Genomic DNA, 17,789 nt, shown 5'->3' on the forward strand with positions numbered 1-17,789 from the left:
CCAACGTCAATCCACCGGCGGCGGTTCGGGTCGAGCGCTGTGCGTGGCATTTCGATAGTGAGGGGAGTCAGGTCACGCCAGCTGGAGCTGTCGTGCCGAATACCAGCACAGACGACCGGCCGCCGGTTAGGCTCGACGGGCGATCACGCTGCACACAACGACGACCTTTACACTCCTGGAGAGGCGGTACCACCCCATGAGCAGCGCAAGCGGGGCGTCCCAGTCACCAGACCCCCGACTGGTACGGCTGGCCGGGCAGTCCCGCAACTTCGGGTTCCTGCTGCCGCATCTTCCGCTGCTCGTCGCATACGGAACCGCTGCCGAGAGCCAGGTCTTCAGCGACCCGAACACGTCCCTCATCAAATCCCGCCAGTTCGCGGAGGCCATGGCGACCGATCTGATCAGCCGGGCCCGCGTCCGGGTGGAAGGCGGTACTCAGTTCGACCGGCTGAGGGCACTGGACAGGGAGGGCTACCTCCACGGCGACGTGGGCGCAGCCTTCCACGAGGTGCGCACCCTCGGCAACGAGGCGAACCATTCGGGACTCGACAGGGCCGACGATGCCTTCCGTGCGCTGCGCACCTGTTTCCGTCTCGGGACCTGGTACCACCGGCTGCTCACCGGCTCGCGCGAGCAACTGCCGTTCGTGCCGCCTAGCCCTGAGCGCACCTCGGCCGCCGAGAACGAGCGCCTGCTCCAGGATGTCGCCCGGGCCCGCAAAGACCTGGAAGAGGCCCGTGTCAGCTACCGCGACCAGGCATCCCAGGCCCAGGCCGAGCAGGCTGCCCGGACTGCCGTCGAGCGCGAGCTAGCTCAGGCGCAGGCCGAGCGTGAGGAGCTGGCCCGTGCAGTCGCGGCCATGCAGGACCAGCTCAAGGAGTTCCAGGCCGCCGCAGAGGCCACTCAGATCGGCCGCCGACGCGCCGACACCACCGGCCGGGCCGCCGCGTCAGCCGCAGTCGCCGAGCGCGCCCGCCTCCTCGACAACGCGGAGCAGGCCTCCCGCGAGCCTCTCACCGAAGTGCAGGTCCGCAAGCGACTCGACGCGATGCTCGCGGCGGCCGGCTGGGACGTTCAGGACGGCGGCGCGAACCTCAATCTCCACGTCCAGGGCGACCGGCGGGGCAACGGCGTCGCCGTCCGCGAGGTCACCACCGCCAAGGGCCGCGCCGACTACGCCCTCTACGTCGACCGCAAGCTCGTCGGTGTCATCGAGGCCAAGCGCGAGGGCGCCGACTTGTCCGCCGCCGAGGCACAGGCCGACGGCTACGCCGACCACCTCACCGACGCCGAGCAGCGCCTCAACGCATGGCGTACCCCGCTCCCGTTCCGGTACGTCAGCGACGGCGGCGAGACCCGCTTCCGGTCCGTGCTCGACCCGGACTCCCGTACCCGCCGTATCTTCTCCTTCCACCAGCCGCGCACACTCGCCCGCTGGATCCGCCAGGCAGAGGAGGACGAGCAGGCCCCCAGCTACCGGGCCCGGCTGCGGTGGCGCATGCCCGACCTCGACGAACGACCGCTGCGCCCGGCGCAGATCGAGGCGGTACTTGGCGTGGAGAACTCGGTGGCGTTCGGCAAAGGCCAGCAGGGGATGGGCCAGTCCCGTTCCCTCGTCCAGATGGCCACCGGCGCGGGCAAGACGTTCACGGCGGTGACGTTCTCGTACCGGATGCTCAAGCACGCGCGTGCCGAGCGTGTCCTGTTCCTCGTCGACCGCAACAACCTCGGTGTGCAAGCCTTCGCCGAGTTCGAGAACTTCAAGACCCCCGACACCGACCGCAAGTTCGCTGACCTCTACAACGTCCAGCGCCTCGGCGCGGAGGGCATGTTCGCCTCCTCCAAGGTCGTCATCTCCACCGTCCAGCGCCTCTACATGGAGCTTACGGGCGCGAGTCTGCCGGGCGCCGAACGAGGTGACGGTGAGATCGACTACGAGGTCAACGTGCCGGGCGGCATCGAGGTCGGCTACAACGCGGACATCCCCCCGGAGGCCTTCGATCTCATCGTCGTCGACGAGTGTCACCGCTCCATCTATGGCAAGTGGCGCTCCGTCCTCGAATACTTCGACGCCCCCATCGTCGGCCTGACCGCCACGCCCGTCGCCCAGACCTTCGGCTACTTCAACGGCAACCTGGTCAGCGAGTACTCCTACCAGGAGGCGGTGGCCGACCGCGTCAACGTCGACTTCTCCGTCTACGAGATCGAAACGCGGATAACGGCCGAGGGCGGCGTCATCGCGCACGGCATCATCCCGGTCCGCGACCGCCGCACCCGCCGCCAGCGCTACGAGGACATCGACGAGGACATCGAGTACGGCGCCAACCAGGTCGGTGTCGGCGTCATCAGCAAGGACCAGCTGCGTACGGTCGTCCAGACGTTCCGCGACCGGTTGTTCACGGAGATCTTCCCCGAGCGAGCCAAACACGACCTGGTCACGGGCGCGCTGCGGTGGAACGAGGTGTACGTGCCCAAGACGCTGGTCTTCGCCAAGAATGACAACCACGCGGAGGAGATCGTCGAGGTCGTCCGAGACGTCTTCGGCAAGGGCAACGATTTCTGCGCGAAGATCACCAGCGCGGCCCGCAACGCTGCCGAGCGCCTCGCGGCCTTCCGCAACCTCCCGGAGCTGCGTATCGCGGTCACCGTCGACATGATCGCCACGGGCACGGACGTCAAGCCGCTGGAATGCCTGCTGTTCCTCAGGGACGTCAAGAGCTGGGCGTACTTCGAGCAGATGAAGGGCCGTGGTGCCCGGACCCTGTCGCTCACCGACTTCGAGAAGGTCACCCCTGGTGTCGGCCCCAAGACCCGGTTCGTGATCGTCGATGCGGTCGGCGTGACGAAGAAACCGAAGGTCGACGCGGCTCCGCTGGAACGCCACACCGACAAGCAGATCAGCCTGGAGAAGCTGCTCCGCAAGACCGCCGCGAACACCATCGAGGAAGAAGAGGTCTCCACTCTCGCGGCCCGCCTTGCCAAACTCGACATCCAGATGACGGACGAGGAGCGCGCCGAGATCCACCGCCTGAGCGGCGGGCTGGAACTGACGAAGATCGTTCACGGGATGGTCGACGCCGTCTCGGCGGACCGGCAGCTGGAAGTCCGGGAGGTCGCCGAGCGGGCGGGCCGCAACCCCGAGCGCGCGGTACGTGATCTCATCGAGCAGGCCGTCCGACCCCTCGCCGCCACGCCACCGCTGCGCGCCCGCCTGCTGGAGATGCGGCGTGCGAAGGACATCCTCTACGACGAGAACGGCACCGACGAGTTGCTCCGCGCGGAGGCGGCTGTCGACGACAAGGACACGGCGACGGAGACGGTCCGCGACTGGCGCAGGTACATCGCGGAGAACCGCGACGAGATCGCGGCGATGTCCATCGCGTTCAGCGCCGGCTCAGACGTGCCGCCCGGCGTCGCCATGGACCGGCTCAGGGACGTGGCCCGCAGCATCGCCCGCCCGCCGCGTGCCTGGACCCCGGACAGACTGTGGAAGGCGTACGAGAAGGTCGGCGAGGCGGTGATAGACGAGGCCCGCCGCAACCACACGGCCTCGGATCTGCTGGCCTTGCTCCGCTACGAACTCGCGGGCGGCGCCGAGCGGGGCGCCCCGGCTCCACGGCCGCACGAGGAGTTTGTGCGCGAGCGCTATCAGGCCTGGATCGCCCGCCAGGAACAGGCGGGCGCGCGTTTCACCGAACGTCAGCGCTGGTGGCTAGATCGCATCGCCGCGGCGACGGCCGAGCGTGTACGCTTCGACACCGCTGACCTCGATTACGCCCCTTTCACCTCCCGCAACGGTACGGACGGATTCCTCGCGGAATTCGGGGGGACACGGGCGGAACACATCATCAATGAACTGGACAGGGAGCTGAGCGCGTGACGACCGACTCTGGTGTGGGGCTGGGGGGTTCGGGCTCCGACGGGGGTGTCACGGAGGGGCTGCCTGCGGGGTGGATTCGGGCGACGCTCGGGGAATTGGGTGTTGAGGTTCAACCAGGATTCGCCAGCGGTAAGCACAACCGCGATGGTGAAGGAATCCTTCATCTCCGTCCGATGAACATCACTCGTAATGGTGTGCTGGATACTCTGGATGCTCGTTACGTCGTTGACAACTCTGACCGGCGTGTCGAACTGGGCGATGTGCTGTTCAACAATACCAACAGTCCGGCGCTAGTCGGCAAGACAGCATGGGTGGATTCTGCCGAGCCCCTCGCTTACTCAAACCACATGACTCGGCTGCGCGGCCCGGAAGGGCTGGATGGAAAGTTCCTGGCAGCACAGCTGCAGCACATGTGGGCGACTGGATATTTTAAGTCGATCCTTAACAACCATGTGAACCAGGCAAGTGTTTCCCGTAAAGCACTCCTGGATACGGTAATTGCTGTCCCGCCTCTTGCTGAACAGCGCCGCATCGTCGCCAAGCTGGACGAGCAGTTGGTGTATGTCGAGGCGGGGGAGGCAGCTGTTGAAGCTGCCTTTGTTAAGCAGCAACCTCTTATGGACAGCATGCTCGACAGGTGTGTTCTTGGCTTGGCATGCGAGCCGAGCAAAGAATCCCTGGAGGATATTCGTATCAAGTCCAGCAAGAAGATAAATTATCAATCTCTACGCGCACTTCCTGCGGGATGGAAATGGCGAGTGGCGCAGGATGTTTGCTCGTCGATTGTGTCTGGTTCGACGCCGCAGGCTTCGCTCATGCATGGGGATGCTGGAGATATTCCTTTCCTGAAGGTTTATAATATCTCAAAGCGTGGTTTCGTTGACTTCACTGTGCGTCCAACTTTTATCGATCGCGAAACGCACGAGCAGAGTCTTAAGCGTTCTAAGGTTATGCCGGGTGATGTTCTAACGAATATCGTGGGTCCACCCTTGGGTAAGACGGCCGTGGTTCCCGGAGGTCATCCCGAATGGAATATAAATCAAGCCATTGCCGCCTTTCGTGCGGGTCCGGAAATCTCTCCAGAGTGGCTGCGATTTGTACTTCAGTCACCGTACGTCATCGGGATTTTGGTGCGGACCGCTCGTGCAACTGCCGGACAGTTTAATATTGCCATTTCGACGTGTAGGGAACTCCCCATTCCGCTTCCTCCGAGGCCCGTTCAGAATGCGCTGTGCAATGAACTGGCAGGGTTCACGAAGCAACTTGCGGTGTTGCATGAGCAAGTTCGCGGATTGAACGGCGAGGCGCTTGAACTTCGTGAGGCCCTCTTCCGTGCTGCCTTCACGGGCACCCTCGTGCCCCAAGACCCCGACGACGAGCCCGCCTCACTCCTCCTCGATCGGATCCGTGCTCAGCGGGCTGCCGAGGTCAAGCCAGCCAGGCGCAAGCGTGCATCCCGTACGACTGTCCCGGCCGCCCCCCAGGCCTCCGGCCGACCGGTTCCCTCCGGCACCCAAGAAGCACTTCCCCTGTGAGCATCATGATGAGCAGCACCGAAAAGCCGACCCCCGAAGATCCCGCTGACGCGGCCCCGAGACCCGGCACAATTCCCGTCCCTCGCGTGACGGAAGCCAAGACCAAGGCCGCTCCCGCGGCCCCGGCCTCCACCTCCACCCTCGTCAACCGTCTCTGGTCGTACTGCGAACTGCTGCGCCACTCCGGCGTCTCCACCCTCGACTACGTCGAGCAGCTCACCTACCTCCTCTTCCTGAAGATGGCCGACGAGCGTGCCAACCGCCCGGCCGCCTTCCGGCGCAATGCCCCCGAGAAGCCTCTCGTTCCCGAGGGCCGGGACTGGAAGAGCCTGACGACCCGGTCCGCCGAAGCGCTGCTTGACCACTACGAGTTCATCCTCAAGGACCTCGGTCAGCGTGGCGGCACCATGCTCGGCGAGGTCTTCACCAAGGCGCAGAACAAGATCCACGAACCGGCCGTCCTTGACCGCCTGATCAAGGACCTGATCGACCCCCACACCTGGACCACCGAGAACCAGGACCTCAAGGGCGACGCCTACGAAGGTCTCCTCCAGCGCGGCGCCGAGGACCGCAAGACGGGCGCGGGCCAGTACTTCACGCCCCGCCCGCTCATCGACGCCATGGTCGACTGCGTTCAGCCGAAGCCCGGCGAGACGATCACCGACCCAGCCTGCGGTACCGGCGGCTTCCTCATCGCGGCGCACGCCCACCTCGTTCAGAACTACGAGGACGAGCTGTACGGCGACAAGGGCCGCGCTCTCCAGACTGGCGCGATCACCGGCTACGAACTCGTCCGCGAGACTGGCCGCCTGGCCCTGATGAACATGCTGCTGCACGGCATCGGAAGCTCCGAGGCCAAACCGCTCATCACCATCCAGGACTCCCTGGCCCGCCCCCCGAAGCGGCACTACGACATCGTGCTCGCCAACCCGCCCTTCGGCGTCGGCTCGGTGACCGGCGAGTCGTACACCTCCCGCACCGACTTCTGGGCACCGACTACGAACAAGCAGCTCAACTTCGTCCAGCACATCTACAACCTGCTGAAGACCAATGGCCGAGCCGCCCTCGTCCTCCCCGACAACGTCCTCTTCGAAAGCGGCGCCGGCGAAACCATCCGCAGGAACCTCCTCAACCTCTGCGACGTCCACACCCTGCTGCGCCTGCCCACCGGGATCTTCTACGCCAACGGCGTCAAGGCCAACGTCCTGTTCTTCGACAAGACCGGCCAACGCACCGGAGGCCGCCCCGGCACGCGCGACCTCTGGGTCTACGACTTCCGCACGGACCAGCGCTTCACGCTCAAGCAGCGCCAGTTGGGCCGTCAGCACCTCGACGACTTCGTCGCCGCGTACCACTCCGGCGGCACGGACTTCAGCAAGCGCACCCCGAGTGACCGCTTCCGCGCGTACGACTACGACGAGCTGATCGCCAGGGACAAGGTCAACCTCGACCTCACCGTACTCAAGTCCGCTGCAGCCACGACCACGGAGTACACGTCACCGGACGTGATCGCCCAGGAGATCGTGGACGAACTCGAAGTGGCGCTGGCCCAGTTCACGGCCGTGGCCCGCGCCTTGAAGAAGGACGTACCGCCGTCGGCCGACGAGAAGTAGAGCCAGCAGCAGGCGGGCCGGTGGTTCACCGAGAACCACCGGCCCGCCGCTCTTCGCCTCTCTTCGCGCTCAGAGCTCGCCCGCGATCACACCCGCCCGGAACGCGGCCCACTCCGACGCGGTGAACCGCAACGGTTCCCGCTCCGGGTTCTTCGAATCACGTACGGCCCGCGCGCCGTGCGGCAGTTCGGCGACCTCGACGCAGTCGTTCTCGGCTCCACTAGCTGTGGCCTTGCGCCAGACGGCACCATCGAGATCTTGGTCGTACAGCTCAGTTCTGCGGTCGGTCACTTCCGGAAGCCTTCTTCCAGCTCGGCGATGCGTACAAGTGAGTCCTTGACGGGCAAGGCGGTGGCGCGAATGCGCTCGTACGCTCGCTCGAAGGGGATCGCGTCTTCACCTTCAACGTATGTCGCTCCGCCGGGGTTCTCGAAGAGGACGACGCTCGGCAGCGGTGCCCGGAACTTGGTGAGCGAGAGGCCGCCTTCAAGCCCTGGATGGGGCGTTGCGTCGAGGGGCATCAACTGCACTGTCACATTGGGAAGTTCCGCGGTCTCGCGAAGCCTGCGCAGCTGCTCTCGCATGGTGCCGGGCCGACTCGCGAACCGCAGACGCAAGGCTACCTAGTGGATGAGGCCCAGAACTCCAGAGGAGCGCCAGGTCGACTGAGCATGGATTGGCGAGCCATGCGCACCTCCGCCAAGGCGGTGACCTCTTCGGCGCTTCGTCTGGTCGTGATTCCGGCGATCGTTTCGCGCCCGTAGGCGGCGCTCTGCAACAGCCCCGGAATCAGGAGGGGCGACCGTGAGCAGACCACGTCGGCGTCCGTTTCAAGGGAGATGTAGTCCGCGTAAAAGGGGACCGCCGGCCTGCGAATATGCCTGCCATCAGCCCCTCTTCGGTGCATCGTTTCTCAGCTGCTCCAGAGTGTCGTGGACCTCGTATTCGTTCACTCCGTAGATCGTGAGCAGCTTGTCCAGGTCGGCGGGTCGGACCGCCTATAGGGCATTCTTGATCTTCGACATCTTCCGGCTCTGCCACGCCATCGCAGAGGCGGCGCGGTCCAGGCTCAGGCATTCGCGCCACGCCCTGACGGAAAGCAATGGGAAACCTCCGCCCGTTAGGGTAGAAACGTTGCGATTTTAGGGAGTCGGTGGCCACTCTCAAGTCTTCGTGGCGCAGAAAGTTCGCCCCCGACGTAGTAGCCCCCATGCCCCACTCTCACAGCTGGTACCACACCCCCCCTCCGGCTTCTTCCTCCACCTCACCGCCACCCCCGACTACCTCTGCGCCACCTGCACCCTCATCGCCAAGACGCTCGCCGACACCGGGGTCAGCAAAGCCTCGTGTACTCCACGCAGTTGGTGATGTCTGAGCTGTGCGGGAACGCGTTCCGCGCCTGTGGTGACTTCGTTCCGCTCGTCGCCGAGGTGGGGGTCACGTCGTCCGGGTGCGGTGATGACGCGGGGCGAGGCGTCCGGGTCAGGCTGCACGACCCGTACCGCCGGATGCTGCCCGTGCGGGGCGGCGTACGGCTCGACGACCCCGAGGCGGAGTCGGGGCGGGGGCTGCCGTTGGTCGATCTGCTCGCACCAGAGTGGCGGGTCACGCGGACGCCCGTCGGAAAGCAGATGCGCTGCTGGATTTCGGCTCAGTAGGAGGGCGGGGTCTGACAGGCCGAAAAAAGTACTGCTCGGGGCCCCGGCTGCCGACCTTGCGCCTACCCTGGAAGGGAGTTGATCGCCTGCGGCCCGATCGGCCGGATCTGATGTGTTCTCGGAGCGCTACGTCACCGGATCCGATGCTGCCGGAACAGGGGGGTGGCCCGTCGGCGTATCCACTCGGACAGGGACGTTCGAGAACGGGTGGGGCATGGCGACGGAGCGCGACAACATCGGGGCGAGAGGACCGGAGGGGCACTGGACGGCAGACGGGATTTTCCGGCGCTGGCAGCGGTTCTTCGAACAGAAGCCGAGCCTCAAAGGGCTGACCCGGCTGGAGTTCACCGAGCACATCGCGTATCTGCTCTTCCTGAAACTCGACCATGAGCGCGCCCAGCGGACGGGGATGTTCGCGAGTCCGCCGATCGCGTCGGCGGGCAGCTGGCCGAGCCTCGTGCTCGCCGGTGGTGAGGATCTGCACCGTGCCCTGACCGGGCTGATGGCCGAACTCGGCAAGCCGAACCCGCAGGATCCCCGCCGGGCCATCGCGAGTGTCCTCTTCCACGACTCCCGCCCGTGGCCAGCCGACAAGATGGCGGATCTCGGACGGCTGATCGTCGAGGATTTCGAACCGTTCCGCTGGTCGGATGTGCCCCGGGACGAACTCGGTTCCGCTTTCTCCCTGCTGATAGCCGACTGCCGGGACGACATCCGGGCCAAGCGGGAGACGGGCCAGTTCCTCACCCCGCCCCACCTGCTCACCGTGATAGCCAAGGCGCTCTCCCTTACCCCGCGGGATCGGGTGGTCGACGCGGCCGTCGGGGTCGGCACCAGCCTCATCGCAGCCCACCGCGAGATGGCCGCGCAGGGGGGCCGCGTGGACGCCGCCGCCATTGCGGGCGCCGACATCGACGTACAGATGTGCCGCCTGGCGACGATGAACGTGCTCCTCAACACCGGGCGTCAGTTCCACGACGTACCACCGATACTGCGCGCGGACTCACTCGACACCAAGGAGCGCCTGGTACGCCGGTACGAACGGGACGTGACCGCCACCGTCGCCATCTGCAACCCGCCGTTCAAGAGCAACGTCGAAGCGAACACCGAGCAGCGGGACGACTTCTGGGCGCAGAACGCCACGCTCCCAGCCAACTTCCTTCAGCATCTGGCGATCACCCTGCCGCAGGGGGCCAGAGCGGCCGTCTTCGTCCCCGACGGTGTGCTGTTCCACGGCGGAGCGGCGGCCACAATCCGCAGGGCGCTCCTGAGGAACTGCGACGTGCACACCCTGCTGCGGCTGCCGACCGGCATGTTCCACGACACCGGTTCCAAGTCGAACGTGCTCTTCTTCACCAAGTCCGTGCTGCGCCCGAACGGGGATCCGGCCACCGACGAGCTGTGGGTGTACGACGCCCGTGACCTTCACCACACAGACACCGAGAACCCTCTCACGGAAGAGGACTTCGCGGAGTTCCTGGAGGCGTACCGGCCCGGAGAGGAGGGGCGCGCCGGGCGCACCGAATCGTCGCGCTTCAAGCGATACGGCCCTGACACCGTGCGGAAGATACTGGACAGTTCCGGCGCCAGCCTCGACCTGAAGGCGCATCTCGCCGACGCACCCGACGACTTCGGTGATCCGCGCGAGATCGCGCAGTCGATCGTGGACCACCTCGGCGACGCGCAGCGGAGCTTCCAGGTCGTACTGGACTCCCTCAACTGAGCTCCCGTGCCCGCACCCTCTTCAGCGCTCGTCGCCAGCCGGACAGGAACACCATGAACGCCATTCCCCAGCAGCCCGACATCCCCACCCAGGTCCGCCAGGTCGAGCGCGCCTTCGACGAGACATACACCGGCCTCATCGACATCAGCGACTTCGGCAACCGCCCGCCGGAGCAGACCCAGCCCGCCTTCCGCTCCCGCGCCCTGGCAGCGCACGCCGTGCGCATCATGACGGGGTGGACCCCCGAGCATGCGGCCGACTGTGTCATCGACGGAGGCCAGGACCAGGGCATCGACGCCATCGCCATAGACGAGACGGCCGCGCACATCTACCTCGTGCAGGCCAAGTGGAGTTCGACCGGAAAGGCCAAGGCGGACGAGGCCGCCGTGCACAAGCTCTTCGCGGGACTGACCCTCATCGACTCCGGAGAGGCCGCCCAGTTCAACCCCCGCGGACAGATCCTCGCCAAGCGGGCACACGACCTCATCAGCGAGAAGACCACCGAGATCACCCAAGTGATCGTCCTCATGGGCACCGAGCCGCCCTCGCCGGGCGTATTGCAGGTCATCAAGAACGGTGAGGGGGAGTTCAACTCCCACGGCGACTACGTCGGCCATCACTTTCTGCACGCCAAGGAGATCCACGCGCTGGTCCGGAAGGACCAGCAAAGTGAACCCGTCACGCTGACGGCCACGCTCCACCCCTGGTTCAGCGTGCCCTCGCCATACCTCTCCTACGAGGGCGTCATGCAGGCCGAAGAGGTCGCGACCTGGGCCGAGCACGGCAACGAGCTGTTCGTCCGCAACATCCGCAACCCGCTGGGGCTCACCCCCATCAACAAGGAGCTGCTGGACACCCTCACCGGTGAGCCGTCCCACTTCTGGTACTTCAACAACGGAGTCACCGTGCTGTGCGACTCCTTGGAAGCGGTGCCCGGATCGCAGAAGTTCCCCGAGCGCCACCCGGTCCGCCTCACCGCCCACGGCGCCAGTGTCGTGAACGGCGCACAAACCGTACGTTCCGTCATCGACGCCGCCCAGCAGTCAGAGGAAGCCGGACTCGCCCAGGTCACCGTCCGGTTCATCGTCACCGGTGGGGACAGCGAGTTCGCCAACCGCACCACCCAGGCGACCAACCGCCAGAACCACATCACCGAGCGCGACCGCATCGCCCTCGACCCGGTCCAGGCGGTGCTCATCGACGAGTTCCGTGCCGAACTGGGCCTCGTGTACAGCGTGCGCCGCAGCGAACTCGAACCCCAGGACGACGAAGGCTGCTCAGTGGTGGAAGCCGCGTGCGCGCTCGCCTGCGCCCACAGCGGCAGCCGGTTCGCGGCCCGGCTCGTCGCGTCCGGCTCTACCGATGTGCTGTGGGAACGAGGTGGCAGCGGTATCTACGACCCCCTCTTCCGCTCCGTGCCCAGTGTGTACGAGACGTGGAACGCCGTGAACGTCATGCGGGCGGTGCGCACGGCTCTGCGTGCGGAACGCGAACAGTACGCCGGGCGCGCGGCCGCCGTCATCGACGACGGCACGTTCCTCATCACCCACCTGGTGTTCCGGCAACTCCTCGCCCAGGACGCCGGGATGGGCGAACCGGACCAGTCGCTCACGTGGGCCGCCGACGCGAAGGGGCAGGTGGCCGACCTAGTCAAGCGCGCCGTCCCGGCGCTCGTACAGGCCCTGGACGGTGTGGGAACCAGGTCGAGCCTCCAGCGGGTGTGTGCCGATCCGGCGCAGGCCGCCGACCTCGTGACTGCGGCCCTGGCAGCCCTGGAAGGCGGCGGGGCCGAGGACGCCGCCGCGCAGTACCGGCGCAAGGAGAGCAAGCCGCGCAAGCGCCGCAGGCCCAACGCGGTGCACGTCATCGTCGACAGCGGCGCCCTGGACGAAGGCGCACCCCTGCGTCTGGCCCTGTACTTGCAGCCGGAGAAGGATGCGCTCGCCGCATGGCTCGACGCGAACCCGCGCCGGGCACTCGCGAAGTGGACCAACAGCAACCGGGCACGTCCGATCGTTTGGGCCGCCGACGGCAACGCGTACTCGCCTAGCGGGCTCATCGCACGGATGTGGGAGCTGGCCGCATGGGAAGGCCGCCCCGTCTCGAATCAAGGCACTGCACGCTGGGCCACCCAGGACGGAGAAACGCTCGCCATCCTGGCCCGGCGACTCCTCGACGGTATGGAGGAAGAGAAGGACGCCGAGTAGCGGTCGTCTGTCGTACGCACCCGGCCGGTCGTCGATCCGGCGGTCGGCGACCGCCTGCCAGCCTCCGAGCGACTTCGCGCAACGGGAGAGCAGGACTTTCAGGCGCTGTTCCACGCGCGCTTCGCCAGCTGGTGGTTGGTAGTACCGGAACGGCAGAAGCTCGCGGGAGCCATGTGCACAAGCCCGAAACCCACTGGGACGCATTGCACAAGGCCACAGAGACTCCGAAACCAGTTACCTCACTGGGTGCAAGGACCTTCGCATGTGAAGTAGACAACGCGCGAATATCCGGGCCGGGTGTACGACAACCAACCCCTACGCTGCGGTCCCCGAACCGCCCCCCTTAGGGCACCGACATTCCCTCACACCGGCCAAGCTACAGCCATCAAAAAAGACACCACCGTCCCCCCAAACGACCCGGCTCGCAGTGCCAGGACTCTGCGATGGCGTCGACCAGGAGGAGGCCTCGGCCGTGGGCGTCGGGGTGGCGAATTTTTACCCTCGCTGGGAACCCCGGGTTGTGTGCCTCGCCCCGAAGCGAGGCCCCCTCACGGAAGCACTCCACTCGGATCGTCCAGGGCTCCGTCGACTCGCCGTACACGATGGCGTTCGTCACCAGTTCCGACAGCAGCACGCGGTCGTCGACCGAGCAGGACACGTCGTACGGAGCGATGAACTTCCGGAACGACCGCCGTGCTGTTCTTACGAAGGCGGGTAGGGGTGCAGTGTCATCGCGCCCAGGCGCGGGGAATCCTCGGAGGGACAGCGTTCGATCGTGTATGCCACCGTGTTCGCGCCTTGCCTCTGTCTCTCTGCTTCCGCAGCCGGCAGTGCCGTTTCGGTGGGCATTCGGAGGTGGTCGTCTGGAGCGGGCAACGGAGCCTCCCCCAGCCCCCCGTCGCCCTGCCACTCCGCGCCCCCTGCAAGTGGCCTTCGTCACTTACTGGATGTCGCCATTGGCAACTGCCGACGAGCAAGCGAAACGCGGAAATGCGAGGCCTTCAGACGAGTGGGTAATCCTGTTCGGACGCCGATCGACTCGGCGGGTACGTCGCTTCGGCGAACTCCAACGGCCTGTCCTGAAGGTCGAAGACGACGTGATGCACAATCGGACTGTCAAACCCGTGACCAGATGGAGGTCCGCCGCCTCTTCGTCCGTCGCCTGCCTGGCGCACATGTGGCTCTCAGCGTAACTCCCCTGCCGACTAGTCACGTTCTCGACGTACAGGAGAGTGCCCTTCTTGCATCCGTCCCGAGTCTAGGAGCTTTGGTGCCCTCTCGCCGACGGCCGGCGGGAGCACGAGGTGGATATGCCCGAGCCGTCCTGGTCGTGGGTCACTCTTCGGCGTTGGACGACCTGACGGTCCTTCACCAGGCTGAGGGCCTCAAAAGCGTGATCCGGCGCCTCACTCCAACCTGCCGAGTGATCACCCCGTACTCGCCGACAGTGTAGATCTTCCCCTCCTGCCGGGCCCTTCCGTACAACTCCCTTGCACGCCGGTTCACAGCAGTCTCTGGTGGAGCTTCGCCCCGATGCCCTGCTGGCGCGGCTCGACATTTTTGAAGCGGGGGCCCGCAGCCGCGGGGTCACTCATTCGACGTTCCGTCACCTCGCTGAGACCCTGGACGTCCCCGACTCACAGCGCGATAACCTGCGTCGGCCTCTCATGGACCACCGGCCGGAGCGCTGGGCCACGCCGCTGTGGCGGATCCCGACGGATGTCTGAAGCGGTCGTGCGTCGCCGGGGGGCCACCGACCGGCCGCGATCCACCCGATCACCGCCATCCTCACCTCTCCCCCGACCAGAACTCCGACCGCTCACGCGGCTTGAGCTCCTCCACCCGAGGCCCCCCGGGCTTCCCCGGTGTCCCCGTCGGGTACGTCATCTCCGAGTCCTCCGCGCACGCGAAACTCGCGCTGAGGAACACGTTCCCCACGCTCCCCACCTGCAGCGACACGCTGAAGCCGTCCGCGCGGCTCGCGCGGAGCCAGGGCATGGAGCCGTCGTCCCGGACGCTCGTCACCTTGAAGCCCGCCGACTCCCAGTAGCGCTGGACCACGCCCAGGAGGTTGCCTCGGCGGTGGGGGGAAACGATCGTCAGGATGTTGCGGCTGCGGGTGACCGTCGTCTTGCCCGTCGGCTCGTTGAGGTCCGTGCTGCACGCCTCCTGCATGGGGGCTCCGTACGCCCACTTCACCGGCGGCTGGATCGCCGCCAGCGTCGCGTCCAGGATGTTCTCCGAGCCCTCGCCCGCCTGCTGCATGTTCATCGTTCGTACCCGCTCGTCGCTCTTCGTCTGTCCCGACTGTGCCCCGTCGGGGCCGCATGCCGTCACCGCCGCCAGCATCGCCATCAGCACCACGCACCTCACCCCCCGGCCCCGCCTCATCTCGGTGCCGTCGTCTTGATCTTGTCGCCGTTGCCCGTGACCACACTCGCGATGTTCGGCAGCGAGTCACCCCCGGCGTCCGGGTCGAAGTACAGCGAGTGTGCGGGCAGGTCGCCCTTGGCCAGGCCGGTCAGGCCCGTGTCCTTGCCGGGGGCGACCGCGAAGTGGTGGCCCCCGAAGTGGTTGTCGGCGGGGTCCGTGCCGAACCAGTTCTTCTTCGGGCCGTATTCGCTTCCCGGTGCCACGTACTCCAGCAGGTTGGGAGAGGGCAAGTACGTCACCTGGTCGTTCTCCGCCGCGCCTATGTAGACGTGGTCCGCCCCGACCCCCAGGTCCGACGCCTTGTTCACGCCCACCCCGGGGCTGCCGACCAGCACCACGTCGTCCGCCGGGATGCCGCCGGGCTGCTGGGTCGCCTGGCCCACCGTGAGCGAGCCGTACGAGTGGCCGATCGCCGTCACATGCGGTGAGCCGGACTCGTGCGTGGCCCTGATGCCGCTGAGGAACCTGTCGTACGCCGGTGCGCCCGCCTGCGCGTCGTCCTTGCTCATCACGTCCGTCGCCGACCACTTGAAGCCGTCCAGCTGCGGGCAGTCGTAGCCGAGCCAGACCACCGAGGCGGTCGTGGTGTCGGGGTACATCTTGTTCGCCATGGTCGCCACGTTCCGCGCGCGGTCCACGTCCGCCGACGCGAAGTGGCCGCTCAGCTTGGTGTTCAGCCCGGGGACGTACGCGGAGACGTTCTTCGACGTGTCCGGGTTGCCGAAGGAGACTATGGCGCGGCCCTTGCCCTCTGAGCCGATGCCCAGCAGGTACGGGCGCGGCTCGCCCTCCGCCGCCAGCTGCTTCTGGATGCCCTTGAGCCCCTCGATCTTGTCCTTGAGGGCCTTGGCCTCGTCCCCGTCCGCTCCCGCGTACTGCCCCTCCAGGCTGTTCAGGAGCATCGGCAGATACGTCCGGTTGGCCTTGTCGCGGTCCGCGGCCGGGATGCCGTCGCGGTTGCCGATCTCCTTCGGGTAGTCCTGCATCAGCTTGGCCTGGAGGCTGGGGGAGAGCCCTGCCCACCACGTCTGTACGGAACCGGGCGAGCCCTTCGCGTCCGGCATGCCGAGCTCGTGCAGCAGCTCGCCCTTGAGCTCGTCCGCCTTCGCCAGCTCCCTGAAGCCCAGGCTCCAGTCGCCCTTGGCGCAGCGGTTGGCCGCGTCCGTGAAGAGCTTGACCGCCGCCGCGTACTCCTTGTCGGCCGTCCGCGCCGCCGACAGGGCGTCGCCTATCCGGTCGGCGTACCCCTGCGCGCGGGTCGCCTGGTCGCGCTGCATCATCGCCACGTCGCCGGGCTTCATGCCGGCGGTGTCGACGCTCGGCGCGGTGACCTTGCCGTCGTCGGCGACGCTGTACCCGGCGCCCGTGGCGTCCGCGATCGCGTGCGCGAGCTTGCCCTGCTGCGCCGCGAACTCCTCCCCGCACGCCCGCAACACCGTACCCACGGCGTCGAGTTCCCTCTTCGCCACGAGCAGGTCGCGCTGCATCCGGGCCAGCCGGTCGGCGGCGGACTCGGCGGCGAGCCCGCCCCAGTTCCCCTGCTGGAAGGGTGCGTGCAGATACTTGCCGCAGTCGGCGGTGTGCGTGCCGAACGTCTCCGCCAGCTTGTCCCAGGCGTCCCCCGCGTCCGTCAGCAGGAGCGGCTTGGCGTCGCGCAGTTGCGAGACCCTCATGCGTCAGTGCCCCCCGTTCGAGACCGGCGGGATCGTGACACCGGGCGCGTAGGGGGTGTGCGGGGCGTACGGGCCCTGCACCCCCGGCGGGTGCGGGGCGTACGGGCCCTGCACCCCCGGCGCCGAGACGCCCGGCGCGTACGGCGTGTACGGGCCGAAGCCCAGGAACGACTTCCCGCGCTCGTGGTCCTCCCGGGCGAAGCTCGTGCTGGAGGAGGAGACCGCGTCCGCCGCGCTCTCCACCATGCCCGCCAGCGAGCGCAGCGCCTTCGCCCATGCCTCCAGGCAGTCGTCGATCGCCTTGGCGGTCTCGAAACCGGCCAGACCCGCCACCGCCGTGTCCGTCGGCGTGTACAGGGTCTTGATCTCGCCGGGGATGTCCTTGGCCACCTTGCGGGCCGAGTCGCCGGCCTTCTGGACGTCGCCCGGCGTGATCCAGAAGCCCCGTGTGGGCCCGCCGATCGGTGTGGACATACCGTTCGCCCCTCCGTTTGCTGATCTTCCTCCCGGGAGGCTACTGGGCGATTTCCGGCCAGCCATGAGTACGCGTACTCAGTCCGGCCCGGACTGTCTGCCGTACGGCGGCTTTCCGATGTCCTCGAACCAGAGTTCCGGCTGAGCCGCGATGAACTCCCGCATCAGCGCCCGGCATTCGGCGTCGTCGAGCACCACGACCTCCACCCCGTGCCCGGCCAGCCACTCCTGTCCGCCGTCGAACGACCGCGCCTCACCGATCACCACCCGGGAGATCCCGAACTGGCGGACCAGGCCGCTGCAGTACCAGCAGGGGGCGAGGGTCGTCACCATCGTCGTACCGGCGTACGTGGCCTGGCGGCCCGCGGCCCGGAACGCGGCCGTCTCGGCGTGCGTGGAGGGGTCGTCGTCCTGGACGCGGCGGTTGCGGCCGCGGCCGAGGAGGGTGCCGGTCGCGTCGAAGAGGGCCGCGCCGACGGGGATCCCGCCCTCGGCCCGGCCCGCGCGGGCCTCCGCGAGCGCGGTGGGGAGCAGGGCGCGGGCCACTGCCGGGTCCATACGGGCTTCCGGGTCCATACGGGCATTGTGGGACA

General features: G+C 67.0%; 13 protein-coding genes and 1 pseudogene. 6 read left to right on the top strand and 8 right to left on the bottom strand.

The features are described 5' to 3' along the window. Positions 1-196: 196 nt before the first annotated feature. The 3 genes from AB0G17_RS30130 (at position 197) to AB0G17_RS30140 (ending at position 7,028) form a co-directional block, all read left to right on the top strand. Positions 197-3,880, top strand: coding sequence for a DEAD/DEAH box helicase family protein (locus tag AB0G17_RS30130; protein WP_361389601.1), 3,684 nt, complete (start codon positions 197-199; stop codon positions 3,878-3,880). Further along, complete coding sequence (locus AB0G17_RS30135) at positions 3,877-5,415, top strand: restriction endonuclease subunit S (protein ID WP_361389603.1); 1,539 nt, start codon at positions 3,877-3,879, stop codon at positions 5,413-5,415. The genes AB0G17_RS30130 and AB0G17_RS30135 overlap by 4 nt, the downstream gene beginning before the upstream one ends. Before the next feature lie 86 nt (positions 5,416-5,501). Beyond that, a complete protein-coding gene (locus tag AB0G17_RS30140; protein WP_361389605.1) occupies positions 5,502-7,028 on the top strand; it encodes a class I SAM-dependent DNA methyltransferase in 1,527 nt (508 codons plus the stop codon). Between the two features lie 69 nt (positions 7,029-7,097). On the opposite strand, the gene AB0G17_RS30145 is transcribed toward AB0G17_RS30140, so the two are convergent. From AB0G17_RS30145 to AB0G17_RS30155, 3 genes are read right to left on the bottom strand one after another with little or no spacing between them, the layout of a single operon-like run. Beyond that, entirely contained in the window at positions 7,098-7,319 is a 222-nt protein-coding gene (locus AB0G17_RS30145; RefSeq protein ID WP_361389607.1) for a DUF397 domain-containing protein, read from the bottom strand. Beyond that, positions 7,316-7,645 carry a Scr1 family TA system antitoxin-like transcriptional regulator gene (locus AB0G17_RS30150; protein ID WP_361389609.1) on the bottom strand — a complete coding sequence of 110 codons (330 nt, stop codon included), beginning with the start codon at positions 7,643-7,645 and terminating at the stop codon, positions 7,316-7,318. The genes AB0G17_RS30145 and AB0G17_RS30150 overlap by 4 nt, the downstream gene beginning before the upstream one ends. 2 nt (positions 7,646-7,647) lie before the next feature. Beyond that, the gene (locus AB0G17_RS30155) at positions 7,648-7,935 is read right to left on the bottom strand and encodes a Scr1 family TA system antitoxin-like transcriptional regulator (RefSeq protein WP_361389611.1); all 288 of its coding nucleotides are present in this window, start codon (positions 7,933-7,935) and stop codon (positions 7,648-7,650) included. 460 nt (positions 7,936-8,395) lie between these two features. Here AB0G17_RS30155 and AB0G17_RS30160 point away from each other — a divergent pair, with 460 nt between their 5' ends. The 3 genes from AB0G17_RS30160 (at position 8,396) to AB0G17_RS30170 (ending at position 12,616) form a co-directional block, all read left to right on the top strand. Next, on the top strand, positions 8,396-8,686 hold the full coding sequence (locus AB0G17_RS30160; RefSeq protein WP_361389613.1) for an ATP-binding protein: 291 nt from the start codon (positions 8,396-8,398) through the stop codon (positions 8,684-8,686). A 214-nt stretch (positions 8,687-8,900) separates the two neighbouring features. Beyond that, positions 8,901-10,409, top strand: a complete 1,509-nt coding sequence (locus tag AB0G17_RS30165; protein WP_361389615.1) for an N-6 DNA methylase — start codon at positions 8,901-8,903, stop codon at positions 10,407-10,409. Positions 10,410-10,462: 53 nt separating this feature from the next. Beyond that, positions 10,463-12,616 (top strand): AIPR family protein, encoded by a 2,154-nt coding sequence (locus tag AB0G17_RS30170; protein ID WP_361389617.1) that lies wholly within the window; start codon positions 10,463-10,465, stop codon positions 12,614-12,616. 362 nt (positions 12,617-12,978) lie between these two features. On the opposite strand, the pseudogene AB0G17_RS30175 reads toward AB0G17_RS30170, so the two are convergent. The 5 genes and pseudogenes from AB0G17_RS30175 to AB0G17_RS30195 all read right to left on the bottom strand — a co-directional run bounded on the left by AB0G17_RS30175 (position 12,979) and on the right by AB0G17_RS30195 (position 17,772). Beyond that, positions 12,979-13,402: pseudogene (locus tag AB0G17_RS30175) on the bottom strand (ATP-binding protein). A gap of 1,002 nt (positions 13,403-14,404) precedes the next feature. Next, on the bottom strand, positions 14,405-14,971 hold the full coding sequence (locus AB0G17_RS30180) for a hypothetical protein (RefSeq protein ID WP_361389683.1): 567 nt from the start codon (positions 14,969-14,971) through the stop codon (positions 14,405-14,407). A gap of 32 nt (positions 14,972-15,003) precedes the next feature. Beyond that, positions 15,004-16,722, bottom strand: coding sequence for an alpha/beta hydrolase (locus AB0G17_RS30185; RefSeq protein ID WP_361389619.1), 1,719 nt, complete (start codon positions 16,720-16,722; stop codon positions 15,004-15,006). A 3-nt stretch (positions 16,723-16,725) separates the two neighbouring features. Beyond that, on the bottom strand, positions 16,726-17,196 hold the full coding sequence (locus AB0G17_RS30190; RefSeq protein ID WP_361389621.1) for a hypothetical protein: 471 nt from the start codon (positions 17,194-17,196) through the stop codon (positions 16,726-16,728). 78 nt (positions 17,197-17,274) lie between these two features. Continuing rightward, positions 17,275-17,772 (bottom strand): nucleoside deaminase, encoded by a 498-nt coding sequence (locus AB0G17_RS30195; RefSeq protein ID WP_361389623.1) that lies wholly within the window; start codon positions 17,770-17,772, stop codon positions 17,275-17,277. Positions 17,773-17,789 lie beyond the last annotated feature (17 nt).

The sequence above is a fragment of the Streptomyces sp. NPDC023838 genome, assembly GCF_040639555.1.
GTDB lineage: Bacteria > Actinomycetota > Actinomycetes > Streptomycetales > Streptomycetaceae > Streptomyces.

Excerpts from the sequence above, each read along its gene's own strand:
- AB0G17_RS30190 (WP_361389621.1), bottom strand. The coding sequence starts at position 17,196 with ATGTCCACACCGATCGGCGGGCCCACACGGGGCTTCTGGATCACGCCG.
- AB0G17_RS30165 (WP_361389615.1), top strand. The coding sequence starts at position 8,901 with ATGGCGACGGAGCGCGACAACATCGGGGCGAGAGGACCGGAGGGGCAC.
- AB0G17_RS30155 (WP_361389611.1), bottom strand. The coding sequence starts at position 7,935 with ATGCACCGAAGAGGGGCTGATGGCAGGCATATTCGCAGGCCGGCGGTC.
- AB0G17_RS30170 (WP_361389617.1), top strand. The coding sequence starts at position 10,463 with ATGAACGCCATTCCCCAGCAGCCCGACATCCCCACCCAGGTCCGCCAG.
- AB0G17_RS30185 (WP_361389619.1), bottom strand. The coding sequence starts at position 16,722 with ATGAGGGTCTCGCAACTGCGCGACGCCAAGCCGCTCCTGCTGACGGAC.
- AB0G17_RS30180 (WP_361389683.1), bottom strand. The coding sequence starts at position 14,971 with ATGGCGATGCTGGCGGCGGTGACGGCATGCGGCCCCGACGGGGCACAG.
- AB0G17_RS30195 (WP_361389623.1), bottom strand. The coding sequence starts at position 17,772 with ATGGACCCGGAAGCCCGTATGGACCCGGCAGTGGCCCGCGCCCTGCTC.
- AB0G17_RS30160 (WP_361389613.1), top strand. The coding sequence starts at position 8,396 with ATGTCTGAGCTGTGCGGGAACGCGTTCCGCGCCTGTGGTGACTTCGTT.
- AB0G17_RS30130 (WP_361389601.1), top strand. The coding sequence starts at position 197 with ATGAGCAGCGCAAGCGGGGCGTCCCAGTCACCAGACCCCCGACTGGTA.